13 protein-coding genes are annotated in these 16,835 nt (G+C 55.2%); 5 read left to right on the plus strand and 8 right to left on the minus strand.

Annotated elements, in window-relative coordinates:
- Positions 1 to 41: 41 nt before the first annotated feature.
- On the plus strand, positions 42 to 191 hold the full coding sequence (locus BUA65_RS18110) for a hypothetical protein (RefSeq protein ID WP_165613165.1): 150 nt from the start codon (positions 42 to 44) through the stop codon (positions 189 to 191).
- A gap of 224 nt (positions 192 to 415) precedes the next feature.
- Here BUA65_RS18110 and BUA65_RS18720 read toward each other — a convergent pair whose 3' ends face one another.
- On the minus strand, positions 416 to 550 hold the full coding sequence (locus BUA65_RS18720) for a Spo0B domain-containing protein (protein ID WP_242656185.1): 135 nt from the start codon (positions 548 to 550) through the stop codon (positions 416 to 418).
- 187 nt (positions 551 to 737) lie between these two features.
- Between BUA65_RS18720 and BUA65_RS00870 the strand changes: the two genes are divergently transcribed.
- The 3 genes from BUA65_RS00870 to BUA65_RS00880 all read left to right on the plus strand — a co-directional run bounded on the left by BUA65_RS00870 (position 738) and on the right by BUA65_RS00880 (position 5,974).
- Positions 738 to 3,398 (plus strand): S-layer homology domain-containing protein, encoded by a 2,661-nt coding sequence (locus BUA65_RS00870; RefSeq protein ID WP_084061928.1) that lies wholly within the window; start codon positions 738 to 740, stop codon positions 3,396 to 3,398.
- 129 nt (positions 3,399 to 3,527) lie between these two features.
- Positions 3,528 to 5,642, plus strand: a complete 2,115-nt coding sequence (locus BUA65_RS00875; RefSeq protein WP_242656187.1) for a CHASE2 domain-containing protein — start codon at positions 3,528 to 3,530, stop codon at positions 5,640 to 5,642.
- Positions 5,639 to 5,974: a DUF3307 domain-containing protein gene (locus tag BUA65_RS00880; RefSeq protein ID WP_072866872.1), complete on the plus strand. Its 336-nt coding sequence runs from the start codon at positions 5,639 to 5,641 to the stop codon at positions 5,972 to 5,974. The genes BUA65_RS00875 and BUA65_RS00880 overlap by 4 nt, the downstream gene beginning before the upstream one ends.
- Before the next feature lie 9 nt (positions 5,975 to 5,983).
- On the opposite strand, the gene BUA65_RS00885 is transcribed toward BUA65_RS00880, so the two are convergent.
- The 7 genes from BUA65_RS00885 to thrC all read right to left on the minus strand — a co-directional run bounded on the left by BUA65_RS00885 (position 5,984) and on the right by thrC (position 13,938).
- The gene (locus tag BUA65_RS00885; protein WP_072866873.1) at positions 5,984 to 7,081 is read right to left on the minus strand and encodes a GAF and HD-GYP domain-containing protein; all 1,098 of its coding nucleotides are present in this window, start codon (positions 7,079 to 7,081) and stop codon (positions 5,984 to 5,986) included.
- Between the two features lie 79 nt (positions 7,082 to 7,160).
- Positions 7,161 to 8,024: a Spo0B domain-containing protein gene (locus BUA65_RS00890; protein ID WP_072866874.1), complete on the minus strand. Its 864-nt coding sequence runs from the start codon at positions 8,022 to 8,024 to the stop codon at positions 7,161 to 7,163.
- 15 nt (positions 8,025 to 8,039) lie between these two features.
- Entirely contained in the window at positions 8,040 to 8,900 is an 861-nt protein-coding gene (locus BUA65_RS00895) for a sensor histidine kinase (protein ID WP_131821441.1), read from the minus strand.
- Entirely contained in the window at positions 8,879 to 9,658 is a 780-nt protein-coding gene (locus BUA65_RS00900) for a LytR/AlgR family response regulator transcription factor (protein ID WP_072866876.1), read from the minus strand. The genes BUA65_RS00895 and BUA65_RS00900 overlap by 22 nt, the downstream gene beginning before the upstream one ends.
- Before the next feature lie 151 nt (positions 9,659 to 9,809).
- Complete coding sequence (locus tag BUA65_RS00905; protein ID WP_072866877.1) at positions 9,810 to 10,991, minus strand: M24 family metallopeptidase; 1,182 nt, start codon at positions 10,989 to 10,991, stop codon at positions 9,810 to 9,812.
- 86 nt (positions 10,992 to 11,077) lie between these two features.
- On the minus strand, positions 11,078 to 12,316 hold the full coding sequence (locus tag BUA65_RS00910) for an HD domain-containing phosphohydrolase (RefSeq protein ID WP_072866878.1): 1,239 nt from the start codon (positions 12,314 to 12,316) through the stop codon (positions 11,078 to 11,080).
- Between the two features lie 116 nt (positions 12,317 to 12,432).
- Positions 12,433 to 13,938 carry a threonine synthase gene (thrC, locus tag BUA65_RS00915; protein WP_072866879.1) on the minus strand — a complete coding sequence of 502 codons (1,506 nt, stop codon included), beginning with the start codon at positions 13,936 to 13,938 and terminating at the stop codon, positions 12,433 to 12,435.
- A gap of 233 nt (positions 13,939 to 14,171) precedes the next feature.
- On the opposite strand from thrC, the gene glgP reads away from it, so the two are divergent.
- A complete protein-coding gene (gene glgP / locus BUA65_RS00920; protein WP_072866880.1) occupies positions 14,172 to 16,775 on the plus strand; it encodes an alpha-glucan family phosphorylase in 2,604 nt (867 codons plus the stop codon).
- The last annotated feature ends 60 nt before the right edge of the window (positions 16,776 to 16,835 follow it).

Below are 16,835 nucleotides of genomic sequence, written 5' to 3' on the forward strand. Positions count from 1 at the left end.
ATAGCTGAAGGACCGACAACCTTCTTTTAGGGGGGATTTAGATGCCGGAACCTGCATTACAAAAGCCGCTTCCTGAAGAAGAACAGTATGTAGAGCTCATGCCGGCGGAGAAAAAGCTTATCGGCTGGAGTCTGGGGCTGGGGATAGTCCTTCTGGCTATATTGATTCTGGCCAGTAGAAGCCTTTCGTGACATAAAAGGTTTTTTAAGCGACCTGCACCAACGGCACATCCGGGGCAGCGTAATTGCCTGGTAAGACCGTCGAGCACGCAATTTAAAGCCATAGATACGGACCTTTTCCCATAGGGTGGCGCATATTTTTTTCACAGTGGTAACACCTGTCGGGAAGGTTGGTGGCAAATACCGGGTTACCTAAACCTAATTTAATTGCCCTGGGGGTTTGAACCCCCGGGGCGCTAATCTTCCTTTAATGCCTTCACATACCTTGCCAGTTCTTCCCTCCGTCCCTCACTGAGGAGGGCCGTGATGATCTGGACGTGGTTGATGAAGTCGTGACGCTGGCTTCTAAGGGCGTCAATTTCCCAGCGCATCTCTTCGGCCAGTTTCTCCTGGGCGGACGCAACAGCCTCCCGCTCGGCAAAGCGAAGGATGCGCCAAATATAAAACGTTGAAACAAGCAGCGTTAATACGGTAACGGCTTCCTGTAACAGTGTATAAGGGCGTGGCTGTGCAAATACGATTAACTCAGATAAGGTGGTAAGAAAGGTGAGATAATTGATGTTGTCAAAAAGGAAATTGCCCGAATTAATTGTTATTGCTCTTTTTGTAATTGCTCTGCTCCTTGTTTCTAATCCCGCCGCCCTGGCCGCTTCTCCAGAAAACCAGGCAAATCCAGTCACCAAGCAAGTTTTTCCAGAGTTCAAAGATGTTCCTGCAACAGATGTTGACGCTCTTTTTATCCGGTATCTCACCAGCACTGGATTCTTAAAAGGTTTTCCCGACGGCACCTTTGGTCCTGAGCGGCCGCTTACCCGGGCGGAAGCCGTGGCCGTGCTCACCAGGAACCGGGAGGTAGCACCCCCGACGGACGGCAAACAAACCTTCCGGGATGTGGGTCCGGGTCATTGGGCTTACGCCAGCATCGAAACGGCGGCCCGGGAGGGCTTACTGGCCGGATATCCCGACGGCACCTTTCGTCCCAACCAGTTGCTTAGCCGGGCGGAGGCGCTGGCCCTTGTGCTGCGCTGGTCCGGTCAACCACTGCCGGAGGTGCAAAGGCCTGTTCCTGCGGATGTACCCGCCGGTCATTGGGCCTACCGAACTGTGGCCGCGGCACTGGATGCCGGACTGGTGGTGCCTGCCGGCGACCGGTTTAATCCGGAGCAACCTATGCTGCGCAAGGCGTTCGCCCGCAGCGTGGCTGTTACCATGATTCTGAGCCCTTCCCGCCGTGCGGAAACACTAGACGCCACCCTAGTGGTTAAAAGCGGCAGGGTGACGTTGCAAAACGCTTCCGGCGAAAAAACTGTCAGCGGCAGTGTACCGGTGGCCCTTAACGACATTATCCGCACCGGTGTCGAGGGGAGGGCCGAACTGGTATTCCCGGACGGTTCCGGCGTGCGCCTTGAACCGAATACGGAAGTGCAGGTTACCCGCCTGGACGGCGCCGCGTCAATCTGCAAGGACGGGCGGCCCACGGAAATCATCGAGCACCTGGGCTTGAAACTGAATAAGGGGCAAATCTTTGGAGCCCTGGCCACAACCTATACCACTTTTAAAGAAACAGCCAGCCTGCCTGAACATACGGCTCCACCGGTTCTGGTGGCCTCCCTGGGAATCACCCCCGAACTGGCAGCCGCGCTGAGCAAGACCGCGGCTCCGGAAAAAAACGCTCCCTGGTGGAAGCTAGCCCGGGCAACAAAGGTTCGTGTTACGGTGGACATGCCCTGGGCTGTAGCCGGAATACGGGGCACATTCTGGATGAACCGGGTCACTGATCAGGAGCAGGTAACCAACGTGCTCATCGGTGAAGCCACGGTCACCGCTGCCGAAAAAACCGTAACTCTGAGCGGCGGGCAGACCACCAGCGTCACCGCGGCCGGTGCACCACCACAACCGCCCGCCCCCATGAGCAAGGAGGAGGTGCAGGCCTGGCAGGCCGTCAAGGAGTGGGTGCAGGAACGGGCTCGGGCCATTGAGCAATCAGAGCCTGTAAAAATCGAGCCGCAACCGGCAGCGCAACTGGAGACTCCCGCTCAACCCGCACAAACGCTCAGGGAAATACTGGATGAAGCCATCGCTAGCGCAGCCGCGGTCGCGGCAGACAGCAGTTCCGGTGGTTCTTCTGGAGACAGTGGATCTTCCAGCGGAGGGGAAAGTAATCTTGTCTGGTGCATGGAGACCGTGGACGGAAGCGTATACGGGGTGGAATCCGCGTCTATGGTGCTGGATCTTTCCGGGTACCCACATATCGTTTACAGTTGTTTTGACGCAACCGGCAGCCACCTCAAATATGCATATAAAACCGGAGCAGGATGGCAATCAGAACCAATAGTGGACGATGCTGGCAACAACAAATTAATGTCCACATCCTTAGCTTTAGATACCTCGGGCAACCCCCACATTAGCTACTATGACGCAACGAATGGCAAGCTGATTTACGCCTGCAAAAACGGCCCACAATGGCAGCTAGAGCTTGTGGATACGGTAGTTGCGGATGTTTATTCCTCTTTGCCGCCGAAGATAGCCTCCCTGGCTCTGGACACCGAGGGCAGGCCGCACATAAGTTATTACGATGCCACCAATAAAAAACTTAAATATGCTTTCCGGTTAGGTCTGGAGCAATGGGACCGGGCAACGGTGGTTGACAGCGTTTACGACGAAGGAGTTTATGCATCCATTGCCGTGGATAGGTACGACAATCCTCATATTGCCTATTACGACTGGAGCAACGGCGATTTGAAGTATGCCTATAAAGGGGCGAATGGATGGGTAGTTGAGACTGTAGAAAGTGAGGGGTGGGTGGGCTGGAGCACTGCCCTGGCGCTGGACGCTTCCGGCAGACCTCATGTCAGTTACCACAAATGTGATGATGGCACGCTTAGATATGCTTACCGCGATGCCGACGGGACGTGGCACACAGAGAAGGTTGACGGTGATCAAAACAATTATACGGGCGATTACACCTCCATAGCAGTAGGCAGTGCCGGGAACCCTTATATCGCCTATTTCGTTACAGTTATAAGCAACAATGAACATTTAAATTATCTAAAGTACGCCTGCAAAATCGCTTCCGGCTGGCAGATTCAAACCGTCGACGTTACGGAATATGTGGGTTGCCCCTCTATCGCGCTGGATTCCAGCGGCAGGCCACATATCAGCTACTATGATGGTGCCAATTACAGGTTAAAGTATGCCTGTTTAACGCCTGCCCAGTAATATTTTCAACCTGATCAAATCACTGCAGGACACCGGGGTGTTTCGAATAAATAAAACGCTCCGGTGTTCTTCTTATCCTGCTCCAAGTGCCCCAGAAAAATCTCAGTTTCGCTGGCACGGACAGGAAAAATGATCGTAAAGCAAGAAAAAATAGAGTGCGATATTTTACCCCTCTGCTGTCCGGAGGATACAAATGAAGAGGAGGAAAGGTCGTTGGATCCCCATAACGGTTCCCAGAAAAACCCCTTTTGGTTGATGGGTAGAGCAATCGCCCGCTTCCTTTCCGGCAGGCTTTTGCTCCCGCTCTTATTTTTTCTCCTGGTAGAGGTCGGCGTACTGGTGGGGCTTTTTGAGCGCGCGGAAATGAGCCTTTACGATGCCTGGTTTCGCCTTAAAGGAGCGCAGGACCCTGGGGATGAGGTAATAATCGTGGCCATTGACGACCGCTCCATTCAAGAACTGGGGCCGCTGGCCTGGCCCCGCTTGGTTCACGCCCGCCTGCTGGACAAGCTCAGGCAAGCCCGAGTGGTGGGTTTTGATCTTATGTTTGATATGCCCACCGCACCCCATGAGGACGCTACCCTGGCTGAAGCGGTAGCAAGGCACGGCAGAGTGGTGCTGGCCGGACATTTTGCCTTTGAAAAAGAAGGTCGGGAAACGGTGCAGGTCTTCCGCGGGCCGCTGCCGGAGATAGCCGACGGCGCCGTGGAAGTGGGATTTACCAATGTTCCCGCAGACGAAGACAGGGTGGTCCGCCGCATCACCCTGGTGGATGTGAATACTCTTGGCGTACCTGTTCCCTGTTTCGGCCTGGCAGTTGGTTTGGTGGCTGCCGGCGAAAAAAGCGAAAGCTTGGTCCTTGCCTCCCCGGGGTGCCTGCAGGCGGGTCAACGCAACATCCCGGTAGACCGCTTGTACCGCTCAATGCCCTGTTTTTACGGCCCGCAGGGCACCTTTAAGACCGTGAGCTTTATCGATGCCTTGAACGCCGACCCGTCCGTTTTTAGGAATAAAATTGTCTTGGTGGGGGCGACCAGCCCCGACGTCCACGACTTTTTCCCCACTCCGTTTACCACCAGCAATCTGGTTTTAAGCGGCTCTCTGCCTGTGCCGGGAGTTGAAATTCACGCCTCGGTGGTCCAGAGCTTCCTGGACAGTCACTGGTACAGAAGGGTAACGCCGGTGGTAAACTTAATCCTTCTCTTCCTAGCCGGTCTGATTACGCATCTGGTTGTTTCCGGCCGGGGCCCGTGGACGGGCCTGGCAGGAATGCTGGCGCTGATCACCGCGTTTACCGGCGTCGCCGCCGGCGCCTGGTGGTACGGGCACCTGTGGCTTAACCTGGCGGCCCCCCTGGTTCTGATTTTCCTGACGTACGCCGGAAGTGCGGCGGCCGGCTTTGTACAGGCCGAAATGGCGCGGCGGCGCATTAGGGCCATGTTCGCCCGCTACGTATCACCGGCGGTGGCAGCAGAATTGATGAAAAATCCGGAAATGGTGGAGTTGGGCGGCCGGCGGCAGGAGGTGAGCGTCATGTTTTGTGACATTCGCGGCTTTACGGCTTATAGCGAGAATAAGCCCCCGGAAGAGGTGGTCAGCCGCCTGAACAATTACCTGACGGCCATGACGGAAGTGATTTTCCGGCACGGCGGCACCCTGGACAAGTACCTGGGTGATGGCCTTATGGCCGTCTTTGGCGCACCATTACCCTACCCGGACCACGTGCGGCGTGCCATCGATGCCGCCCTGGAAATCCAGGAACGCGTGGCGGAATTGAACCATTCCTGGGAGATGAAAGGCCAGCCGCCCATGAAAGTTGGTGTGGGTATCAACTCGGGTACTGTGCTGGTGGGTAATGTGGGCAGTCCCGAGCGGATGGATTACACGGTAATCGGTGAAAACGTAAACCTGGCCTCCCGGCTGGAAGGCTTAACCAAGACCTATGGCGTCTCCATTGTGATTAGCGAACGCTCGGCGCACCTGCTGCCGGAGGAACCCTCCCGGCCCTGGCAGCTGGTGGAATTGGGCCGGGCTGAAGTGCGGGGATTTACCGTACCCATCGGCGTGTATACGGCGGTAAGGGGGGAAGGCGCCGTACCGCCGGCCCCTTCAAAAGAAAAGCAGGCTCAATTATCAATAAACCAGGCACATGTAAATAAGCCTGATGCCCAGATGGATTTGCCAGGCTTTCACACATCAGGATTTAATTTCGTTGGTCAAGGGGTGAAGAAAATCAAAATATGAATCTTTTTTCATGGCTTATAGTAGGCCACTTAATTGGTGATTTTTTACTCCAAACACGGTGGATGGCCGAGGGGAAGACCAGGCACTGGTTTCCCCTGGTGGTGCATGCCCTTGTTTATACTGCTGCGGTTTATCTCTCATCCCTGCCGGCCGCGGGGTTATCCCTGCCGGCAACGGCACTGGTTTTTCTGGCCCACCTGGTTCTCGACCGGCGACTGCTGGTGGATTTCTGGGCGCGGCGGATTACCGGCACGGTGGATATTCCCTGGTTAAGCGTGATCATCGACCAGTCCTGGCACGTGGTGGTGCTGGCCGTAGCCACTTTGCTTTAATTATCTTCTTCAATTATCATCTTCCGGTAAAGCCTTGCTCATCCCTCTGATAAATGCTTCAACCACTGCGGGGTCGAAATGCGTCCCGGAGCAGCGCCGGATTTCCTTCAGTGCTTCGTGAAAAGGAGCACCCTTGCGGTAGGGCCGGTCGGTGGTTATGGCGTCGAAGGTATCCGCCACGGCGATAATACGGGCGACGAGGGGTATCTCTTTTCCCTTTATCCCTGTTGGGTAGCCGCTCCCGTCGTACTTTTCCTGGTGATAGAGGGCGCCCTCATACATTTTTTGAGCGAGATGACGGGGTTCCACGGTCCCCAGAATGCGGGCGCCGATTTCAGTGTGTGTTTTCATAATCTGCCATTTTTCCGGTTCCAGCGGACCTTCCTTGAGCAAGACATCGTCCCGGATACCGATCTTGCCCACGTCATGCAACAGGGCCGCCCGTTCCAGGGCTTCCAGTTCTTCCGGCGGCAGGCCCATTTCCCGCCCGGTAAGCACGGCGTACCGGCTGACCCGCTCCGAATGGCCGCTGGTGTAGGGATCCCTGGCGTCCAGCGCCGAGGCGAGCACCCGGATCAGGCTGTTTAACAGTTGCCTCTGCCAGTTGTAAAGGCGGCTGTTTTCCAGGGCGATGGCCGCCTGGCCGGCCAGGGCCAGCGCCACTTCCAGGTCATCCGACGTAAAGCTTTCGCCCTGTCTTTTGTTGACGAGTTGGAGGCATCCGATAACTCCCTTGCGAGCACGCAGAGGGATGCAGAGCAGGGAACGGGTGACAAAGCCGGTAGAGTCGTCGAAACGCCTGGCCCAGGTCGGATCATTGCGTACATCCGGCACCAGGCGGGGTTGATCTTCAACCACTACCTGGCCGGCCAGTCCCTCGCCGGGCAACAGGCGTAAACCTTTGAGCGCTTCAGCCCGCGGACCCCGGGCTACCAGAGGGGCCAGGTACCCATCTTCTTCCAGTATCCACAGGGTACCCGCTTCCGCCGATACCACTTCCATCATTTTTTCCAGTACCAGTTCCAACAGGGCGTCAATCTCCAGTTGGGAGTTCAGCTGGCGGCTTATTTGGAGGATGGCCTGCCATTGTTCCGCACCGGTTGACATTTGTGATCATTCCCCCATGAGATGGTTAATTAAAACTTTTATGGAACCATGATTTTCCCGGGTTTTTCGGTTTTTTAAGTTAGGAAAGGAGGCCCTCCTTTAATGCCTTCACATACCTTGCCAGTTCTTCCTTCCGCCCCTCACTGAGGAGGGCCGTGATGATCTGAACGTGGTTGATGAAGTCGTGGCGCTGGCCTCTAAGGATATCAATTTCCCAGCGCATCTCCTCGGCCAGTTTCTCCTGAGCGGCCACAACGGCTTCCCGCTCGGCAAAGCGCAGGACACGCCAGGTTAAGAAAAGTGATAGGAACAATGATATTGTCAGAAGAGCAAAAATTAGCGCCATTAATTTTTGGGTAGATGCATCAAAACGCGCGGCAGAGAAGAATTCGTTGACCGCAATGTAGATCAGAAACATCTGCATGAGCAGAGGTAAGAAGGTTCCCACGGGAATGTTGAGACGGCCGGTCTCCTTAAAGATGCGCCAACGCCGCCGGTAGCTAACGTAAGTAAGTATCGCCAAAGGAATAACATATGCCAGCGGGCAAATCACGCGGATCTTAAACGAAGCAAAGTAACTGGCCGGGGTAACGCCGATAAGGTAGACTAAAATAAAAAATGCTGTACTTTCGGCTAGTAAAGCAACAGTTAAAACGCTGAAGGTAACTAAAACCGACTTTTGAATGGTAAAGCCGAAAAAAAACTTTATTGTCCAAAAGAAGAAGACCCATAGCAGAATGATCCGGAACGTCTGGGGAAGGTGAAAAAATACTACACCGGCAATTCCAAAAATTGTCCCCACCAACAAAACCCGCCGCCAGTTTTGTTTAATGTCATATCCGTTAAGGGTCAAGGCCAGCGCTAAAAAAACTACATTCTCGATGATAAAATTATAGAGAAACAATCCGTAATGAAGCAGTGTCGCGGCCAAACCGGTGCCCATTCACCACCACCGCCCTCACATACCCGGCAACATCACCACAAACCGCGTTCCGTTCGTTTCGTCCGTAAAGACCCGCACCGTGCCCATCAGTTTTTCAGCCAGGGTTTTGACTATGTGCAGGCCCAGGCCGCTGTGCCCTTCTCCCTTGGTGGTGTAACCGGGCTCGAAAAATTTTTCCATCGTCCCCGGCTCGATGACCGGCCCCCGGTTGCTTACCTCCACTTCCAAAAGTGGCCCGGACCGGTGTATTTTCACCGAGACAATTCTTTCGGACTCCTCCAGAGGAAGGACCGCGTCAAAGGCATTGTCCACCAGGTTGCCGATGATCCGGGCCAGATCGACCGCCTTTGGGCCCAGGCCGGCCAGGGAGGCGGAAATGTCGATATCCAGCCTGATGTGCTTCACATCCGCCTCGGAGACCTTTGCCTTCAACAGGGCGCCGATGATGGCGTTATCCACCTTGAGGACGTTGTTTAAAAAGGTTATTTTAGCACAAATATTTTCGAGGTAGCTGGAGAGGTCTTCCCACCGTTCTTGATGGATTAAGCTGGAAATTTCCTCGATATAAAGATTAAAATCCTGGTTTTGGAACTTGATGGAACCAGCGAGGCCGACAAAGCTCTGCGCCATGGCCTCCCGGGCAGACAGGAGGGCCTCTTTTTCGTAAATCTTGACCATCCTGGCGACGATGAAAACGTTGAGGACTATGCTGCCGGCAAAGGAGCTGAGGATGAGCAGGTGTTTCGATGTTTGAGCGGGTTGGACCGGACGCTGGAGGAGGTACAGCGCTACGATGGCGACCAGCAGGACCAATTGGAAAAAAGCCAGGAGAACGACAGAGCATTTGCTCTTCTTCATTTCTGAATCATGAGGCAAAAGGCCTCAAACTTCTCCCGGCGCATGGTTACCCTGGCGGGGTAGTTGCGGAAAGTCACTTCATAGGCGCGGTCCGCATAGGGTAAAACCTTTTCCACGCGGTCGATGTTGATAATGAAACTTTTGTGGCAGCGAAAAAACCGGCCAGGGTCAAGCCTTTGCTCCAGGAGGGAAAGCCGCTCCGATGTTTCATAGAGCCCGGAGTCCGTGTGGATGACACACTTTTTACCCACTTTTTCCACGAAAAAAATGCTGTCCGTGTTTATGATGATAATCCCGTGTCCTCTTTTGATGGTGAGTTTTGTGTAGTTGTCCGGTGTGGTTTTTGAGCTGCCGCCCGGCCCGGGGTACGGCTGGTGATCTTTACCCCCGGCGGTTCGCATCTCTTTGAAGCGCTTTAACTTGTCCAGCGTTCGCCCGATTCGTTCCCGGTTAAGGGGCTTGATCAGGTAATCCACGGCGTCCAGGTTGAATGCTTCGGCGGCATACTGGGGGTAGGCGGTGATGAAAACGATAAAGACGCCGGGGTGCTGCCTTTGTAGTTGGTGAACAGCCGAAAGGCCGTCCAGCCCGGGCATCTGGATGTCGAGAAAAACAGCGTCCGGCCCGGTATCCTTTACCAGTTTCAGGAGATTCCCGCCATTGCTGGCCTTACCGATGACAGCGACACCATCGAATGTCCTCAGCATATCACTCAACAGGCTGCAGATGGGCTCGTCGTCATCGGCAATTACTATCTTTAATTCTGAGCCCGACATAAGGAACCTCCGGTGAATAATAAGATTTTATAATATTAAATTTTTAAAGCGATAAATGAAAATTATTTATAATATTCTCTTCACAGTTTCAAAATCCTTCTTCGGTTCAGGCCACTCCTTACCGGATCCACCCGGGTGCTGCTTTTACCATCTAAACAATAACCACTTCATCGGGGTAGCTGGTTAGCCTCTCCAGCCCCCGCTCCCCAACCACAAAGGTATTTTCAATGCCTACAGCTCCCCGGTCCGGGAAAATAAATTTCGGCTCTACGGCCATCACCATACCCGCCTGCAACTTTTCCTTCACTCCCCGGGCCAGCACGGGCAGCTCGTTTAATTCCAGGCCGATGCCATGCCCCACAAAACGCACCCGGTCGCCGTAGCCCATAAAATGTTCTGCCAGACCGGCCCCGGCGGCCATCGTCAGAGCTAGCTCGTAAAGTTCCCCGCCGGTTACTCCCGGCCGGGCCGCCGCCACCAGGGCGTTCTGGATGGATACCGCCACCTCATGGGCTTTAAGCAGGTCTCCGGGCAGGTACCCGAGGGCAAAAACCCGGGTCATGTCCACCTGGTAGCCGTTGGCCACTCCCACATAATCCACCATCACCGGGTCGCCGGGAGCAATAGAGTGTTTGCCCACGCCAAAAGGAAAGGCCGGCGTAAAACCGGGTCCACCCAGGGGGCTGTCAAAGTAACTGGGCACCCCCCCGCTGGGTCCGGCCAGGAGGCAGCCCCAGAAGAACTCCTGGTTGAACCCCCGCACCCGGATCAGCCCCATATGGCCGGCACAGCGGGCCGCCGCCTCCACCCGGGCGGCCAGCTCAAGCTCGCATATTCCCTCCCGGAGCATTTCCGGAATCCGGGCGAAGACGCCATCCATCATGGCAGCTGATTCTTTTAAAAGACCGATCTCGTACGCCGATTTTACAGCCCGCAATTCCCTGATCTGAAGCGAACAGTCCACAATTTGGCCGGGAAAAATTTTTTCGTAGCGGCGAAACAGGTTAACCGGCAGCACGTCCAGTTCCATGCCCAGCACCTCAGGCATCGCCAGACCACGGTCAGCCAAAAGCCCCGGGATTTCTTCCGGCCTGCGCAGGGGTACCACTTCCGCCGGCACCAGGGTGGGATCAACGCGCTCTTTGCTCCGGCGGATCATGAAAAGGGCACGCCCCCGGGCCGGAACGTACAGGTGGGCGCTCTGGGTGGTGCCGCAGAAGTACACCAGATCCGCTCCCTGCAGGAGCAGGGCGCCGTCCATACCCCGGCTCTTTAAAACCTCTTGAAAGCGTTCCACCCTGGCCGCCAGTTCCGCTAAAGGAGGATAAGACATTTTTTGCCACCTTCCTGTTTAAAAAACATTCGCCACCGGGCACCGGCTTCCTGAATTCAGAGTAAAAATTTTAACCTAATTTCTCTTTACTCCAGTTCACAGCGGTCCCCGGCTATAGTTAGTTCACCCCACATTTCTTCCAGTTCCCGCCGGCTGTCAAATAAAGCCCCCACCACCCGGCCGTCCAGCGCTCCCTCCTGCACCTGGTTGCCGATAATGCGTTCGATATGGTGCCAGGGCAGGCCGGGCCGGTAAGGCCGGTCCTCTTTTAGAGCCGTAAACATATCACTTACTGCCATAATCCGTGATCCCAAACATAGCTGGGAACCTGCCAGCCGGAAAGGATAGCCCTGACCATTAAGTTTTTCGTGATGGTAAGCCGCCCACCGGGCCAGGGACAGCTGATCATCGAAGGGCCTGAGCAGCCAGTAAGTATAATAAGTATGCTGCTTGATCCGGTTAAATTCTTTTTCGGTTAAACGGCCGGGTTTTTCCAAAATGCTCTCGGGTACGGTTAACTTGCCCAGGTCATGCAGCAAACCCGCCATTTCCATCAGCAGGCACTCCCCCTCACTCATCCCCATGTGCCGGGCCAGGTGACGGGCCACCGCGGCCACCCCCCGGGAATGGCGGTGGGTAAAGGGGCTTTTAGCGTCAATCACCCGGGCAAAAAGCCGGGCCACTGGCATCAACTGGGTTAGATCGACAATGAAAATTTGTCTTCCCACCAGGCCCAGTAAATTTTCGGTCAGACAGGGAGCCGTAATATCCAACCAGAAGCTTTCCGCCCTGGCCAGGCGCATGAAAATCTCCACCAGGTCGGGGTCAAAAACCCTTCCCGACAGCAATTGAATCTGCTTGATAATGGGCTCTCTTTGATCCAGGATGTATTCCCGGTCGGTCAACAAAACATCCAGCCGGTCGGCCAGGTGAATAATCCGGGCCGCCAGGGGGATACCGGCCCCCGCCTTCCCGGAAGGGTTGTCTCCCCGCCAGCGATCGTGGTGGGAGAGAATGATTTCGGCGGCGGGAGCTAAAATGTCCACATCGGAAACAAATTGATAGCCCCGCCGGCAATGTTCCCAGGGATCCCGGATATCGAAGGCCTCCAGGGCATCCTTTTCGGGCCAGGTAACCGCTCCGGCATCGTGGATAATTGCCGCTTTAAAAAGATCTAAACGCTCCTCAAAAGATATCCCCGCGGCTTCACCAATGCGCAGGGCAACCAGGGCCACCCGCTGGTGATGGCGCATTAAACCCCGGCGGGAGAAATCCAGGGCCAGGGACAGGTTGACGAGCAGCCGGGCCAGGTCTATTACGGGCATGCCAGGTTTCCCCCTAATTTATTGACATAAGTGGCCATTTAATGCAACTATGCTGGGAGCGGCCGGTCGCCCCGGGACGACCGGCCGCCCTTTCCGTTGCGGGGTTGAAGCGGTGTCTAGTTGCGCCCGGTTAAAAGCTCCTGCACCACCCGTTTCATTTCCTCCGGTGCCACGGTCAAAGTATGGCGCACCGGTTTTTTATCCAGGTCCTTTAACCCTTTGGGTATGGGCAGCCCGGTGGCCCGGGACAGGGTCTCGAGCAGCTCGAATTCTCCTTTTCCCCGTACCGCCTCTTCCCCCAGGATGGCCGTAGCCACGCTTTGATTGAACTTAAAAGGACTGGCCGTGGAGGCAATCACCGTTTTACTGGTATCCCTGGTAGCCTCGACGTAGCGGTCATAAACATACTTGCCCACGGCGGTATGGGTGTCCATCAGGTAACCATACTGCCGGTAAGTATTGCGGATGGTCTCCATGGTGGCTGGGTCACCGGCAAAATCGGACCAGAAAACGGCCTGGATCTTTTCCAGCGTTTCGCCGTCCACCTGGTAGCGCCCTGCAGTTTGCAGCGCTCCCATCCACTCCCGCACCCTCGCGGCATCGCCACCGGTAACCTCATAAAGCAATCGCTCCAGGTTGCTGGAAATGAGGATATCCATGGAAGGGGAGATGGTACGATAAAATTCCCTGGTGCGGTCGTAGGTGCCCGTGCGGATAAAGTCCGTCAACACATTGTTGCGGTTGGCCGCACAGATAAGCCGTTTGACCGGCAGTCCCATCTGCCGGGCATAAAAGGCGGCCAGGATATTGCCGAAGTTACCTGTAGGCACCACGAAGTTCACAGTTTCACCGGAAGCGATCTCCCCTTTGGCCAACAAATCCGCATAGGCTGAAAAATAATAAACAATTTGGGGCACCAGTCGCCCCCAGTTAATGGAATTGGCTGAAGAAAAGCGGTAGCCCCGGCGGTCAACGGCCGCATTTACCGCGGAGTCGGTGAAAATTGCCTTCACCCCGCTCTGGGTCTGGTCAAAGTTCCCCTCCACCGCCACCACGTGGACATTGCGGCCCTCCTGGGTGATCATCTGCAGGCGCTGTACTTCACTGACCCCCCGGGCCGGGAAAAAGACAATGATATGGGTACCGGGCACATCCCGGAAACCTTCCAGGGCGGCCTTACCCGTATCGCCGGAGGTGGCCACCAGGATGGCAATTTCCCTATCTTCCCCCGTCTTTTTCACCGCCCGGGGCAAAAGCCGGGGCAGTATTTGCAGGGCCATATCCTTGAAGGCGCAGGTGGGGCCGTGCCACAGCTCGAGCACGTACAGGTGTTCATCCAGTTTTTGCAGCGGGGCAATTTCCGGCACGTCAAACTTTTCCCGGTCGTAGGCTCCCTGTACGCATTCCCTGATTTCACCGGAGGTGAAGTCAGTCAGAAACAATTGCAGTATGCTTGCCGCCCGTTCCTGGTAAGTCATTCCGGCCATCAAGGCCAGCTCGCCGGCAGTCACATAGACCGGGCGGTCTGGCACAAACAGCCCCCCGTCGGGAGCAATGCCCAGCTTGATGGCTCCGGCGGCACTCACCGGCTGGCTATTTCCCCTGGTACTCTGGTATAACATGGCAGCAACTCCTTGGCATGTAATTACCGTTTTATATTAGCTATAGCATCGTTAAAATCCTGCCCCGAAACACCGGGAGCGCAAGAGGCCGTTTTAATTAAATTTTGCCAAAGGAAAGGAAATTTACCGCTCATGAGGAATACAATACCTGTACACGAAAATAAAATACCTATACCTCACCGGGGCCTAAAAACATAACAGGTTGGTCCCACAAATTTAGGAGGTAACGGAGTATGTACTTCATCCGTACGGTTACTGTAGCACCCAAACTGCCGGAAAAGATCTCCCGCCTGGGCGAGCTGGCCCGCAACCTGTGGTTTAGCTGGAACCCCCAGGCACAGGAACTTTTCCGGCGCATCAACAGTTCCCTTTGGGAGGAAGTAAAACACAACCCCGTCTGTTTCCTGCTCAACGTCAGCCAGGATCAGTTGGAAAGGGTAGCGAAAAGCGAGTCTTTCTTTCTGCTCTACAACCAGGTAATGGAAGACCTGAACCAGTACATGACCGCTCAAACGTGGTTTAACCGTCAATACCCCGAACACAACAACCACGTTATTGCCTACTTCTCCGCCGAGTTTGGCGTCCATGAATCCCACCCCACCTATTCCGGCGGGCTGGGATTGCTGGCCGGGGATCACTGCAAGTCGGCCAGCGACCTGGGCCTGCCCTTTGTAGGTGTGGGCTTGTTATACAAAAATGGTTACTTCACCCAGCGCATTAACCGGGAGGGCTGGCAGGAAGCCCATTATCCCTACTTAAATTTCTACCAGATGCCCATCACCCCCGTAACCCATCCCGACGGTAGCACGCTGTATGTTCCCGTGGAACTCCCCGGCCGGACCGTATACCTGAAAATATGGCAGATGCAGGTGGGCCGAGTACACATTTACCTCCTGGACGCCGATGTGACCCGTAATAACATGGCCGACAGGGCTTTAACCGGCCAGCTCTACGGTGGTGACCGGGAAACACGTATTTGCCAGGAAATCCTGCTGGGTATTGGCGGCGTGCGGGTACTGCGCGCCCTGAACATTCACCCCCTGGCCTGGCATATCAACGAAGGCCACGCCGCCTTCCTGCTTATTGAAAGGATCCGGGAGCTGGTTCAGGCCGGGGTTCCGGTAAATGCCGCCGTAGAGGCGGTGCGTGCGGGCACCCTGTTTACCACCCACACCCCCGTTCCTGCCGGACACGATGTTTTCAGCGCCGAAATGATCGATAAATATTTTAATCATTTATATCATCAGTTGAATATGGAGCGGGAGGATTTTCTGGCCCTGGGGTGGGATGATGAGCAAAAGGTGTTCAACATGACCCTTCTGGCCCTGCGTCTTTCCAGCTACTGCAACGGGGTAAGTAAGCTGCACGGCCAGGTAACCAGGCAAATGTTCCGCCGCTTCTATCCCGGCATACCCATGGAGGAAATTCCTGTTTCCTCCATCACCAACGGGGTGCACATCGGTAGCTGGCTCGCCCCGGAATTGCAGGAACTGTTCGACCGTTACCTGGAAGCCGACTGGCGGCAGAACTGCTGCAACCGGCAAGCCTGGGAACAAGTTTCGGCTATCCCGGCTGAAGAACTGTGGGAGGTACACTGCCGGTTAAAAGAAAAAATGATCCGCATCGCCCGGGACAACCTGCGCGGCCAGCGGCTGCGCAACCAGGAACCGGCGCTGCGTATCCGGGAAGTAGAGCAATACCTGGACCCCAGAATACTGACCATTGGCTTTGCCCGCCGTTTTGCCACCTATAAAAGGGCCAACTTGCTCCTGCGGGACAAGGAGCGCCTGGCCCGGCTGGTAAGCGATCCGGTGCGCCCGATCCAGATCATCTTTGCCGGGAAGGCTCATCCCGCAGATCGCCTGGGGCAGGAGCTGATCAAACAAATTTACGAACTGACCAACCAGGAACCCTTTAAAGGACGGGTGGTCCTTCTGGAAGACTACGACATTGCCCTGGCCCGGTCCCTGCTGCAGGGCGTGGATGTATGGCTGAACACTCCCCGCCGACCTCTGGAGGCCAGCGGCACCAGCGGTCAAAAGGCCGCCGTAAACGGGGTAATTCATTGCAGCATCCTTGACGGCTGGTGGCCCGAGGCCTACGATGGTGAAAACGGTTTTGCCGTGGGAGAAACCAGGGAATACCACGATGACGAAACCCAGGACCGGGATGATGCCTACTCCCTCTTTGCCCTGCTGGAGGAAACCATTATTCCCATGTATTACGACCGGGATCAAAAGGGAATACCCCGGGCCTGGATCGAGCTGATGAAACGATCCCTGCAAACCATCCCACCCTTTTTTAACACAGAACGGATGGTTAAAGAATACTGCCAGCAGTTTTATGTGCCGGCCATCGAAAGGAACCTGCACTTCGGCCGCAATAACTACGAACCCGCACGGCATTTAGCCGCCTTTAAAGAAAGGCTCAAGGAAAACTGGCCCCAGGTGGCTATCACATCCGTGAAGGCCGGAGACACCCAAGCCATGGGGGTAGGGGAAGCGCTGCCAATCGAAGCCGTGGTGCAGCTGGGCTCCCTTTCACCAGAAGACGTTACTGTGGAGATAGTCTACGGCAGGGTGGACGAAAAATGCTTCGACAGCTTTGAGCACATGCCCGGCGCTTTTTGTTTAATAAATTCCAATGGGCAGTTATGGAACATAAATAAAACAGCCATGACCATGACGGGACAAACACCAGAAGGGACATACCTTTACAGGGGCAATCTCATCCTGCCCCAGGGCACCGTGGGCTATACCGTCAGGGTCCGCCCGGTAAACGGCGATTTTGCCCACATCTTTGAGTTGCCCCTGGTCGCCTGGGCCCCGCATTTTTAAAAGCAGGAAAACGCAAAAGAAGGGTGGAATTTATAATATGGTCTGATCACTTGAAGACAG

Origin of the sequence: Desulfofundulus thermosubterraneus DSM 16057 (assembly GCF_900142025.1) — a bacterium.
GTDB classification, from domain to species: domain Bacteria; phylum Bacillota; class Desulfotomaculia; order Desulfotomaculales; family Desulfovirgulaceae; genus Desulfofundulus; species Desulfofundulus thermosubterraneus.

Coding starts and splice junctions, on each gene's coding strand:
- BUA65_RS18110 (WP_165613165.1), top strand. CDS start 42: ATGCCGGAACCTGCATTACAAAAGCCGCTTCCTGAAGAAGAACAGTAT.
- BUA65_RS18720 (WP_242656185.1), bottom strand. CDS start 550: ATGCGCTGGGAAATTGACGCCCTTAGAAGCCAGCGTCACGACTTCATC.
- BUA65_RS00870 (WP_084061928.1), top strand. CDS start 738: ATGTTGTCAAAAAGGAAATTGCCCGAATTAATTGTTATTGCTCTTTTT.
- BUA65_RS00875 (WP_242656187.1), top strand. CDS start 3,528: ATGATCGTAAAGCAAGAAAAAATAGAGTGCGATATTTTACCCCTCTGC.
- BUA65_RS00880 (WP_072866872.1), top strand. CDS start 5,639: ATGAATCTTTTTTCATGGCTTATAGTAGGCCACTTAATTGGTGATTTT.
- BUA65_RS00885 (WP_072866873.1), bottom strand. CDS start 7,081: ATGTCAACCGGTGCGGAACAATGGCAGGCCATCCTCCAAATAAGCCGC.
- BUA65_RS00890 (WP_072866874.1), bottom strand. CDS start 8,024: ATGGGCACCGGTTTGGCCGCGACACTGCTTCATTACGGATTGTTTCTC.
- BUA65_RS00900 (WP_072866876.1), bottom strand. CDS start 9,658: ATGTCGGGCTCAGAATTAAAGATAGTAATTGCCGATGACGACGAGCCC.
- BUA65_RS00905 (WP_072866877.1), bottom strand. CDS start 10,991: ATGTCTTATCCTCCTTTAGCGGAACTGGCGGCCAGGGTGGAACGCTTT.
- BUA65_RS00910 (WP_072866878.1), bottom strand. CDS start 12,316: ATGCCCGTAATAGACCTGGCCCGGCTGCTCGTCAACCTGTCCCTGGCC.
- thrC (WP_072866879.1), bottom strand. CDS start 13,938: ATGTTATACCAGAGTACCAGGGGAAATAGCCAGCCGGTGAGTGCCGCC.
- glgP (WP_072866880.1), top strand. CDS start 14,172: ATGTACTTCATCCGTACGGTTACTGTAGCACCCAAACTGCCGGAAAAG.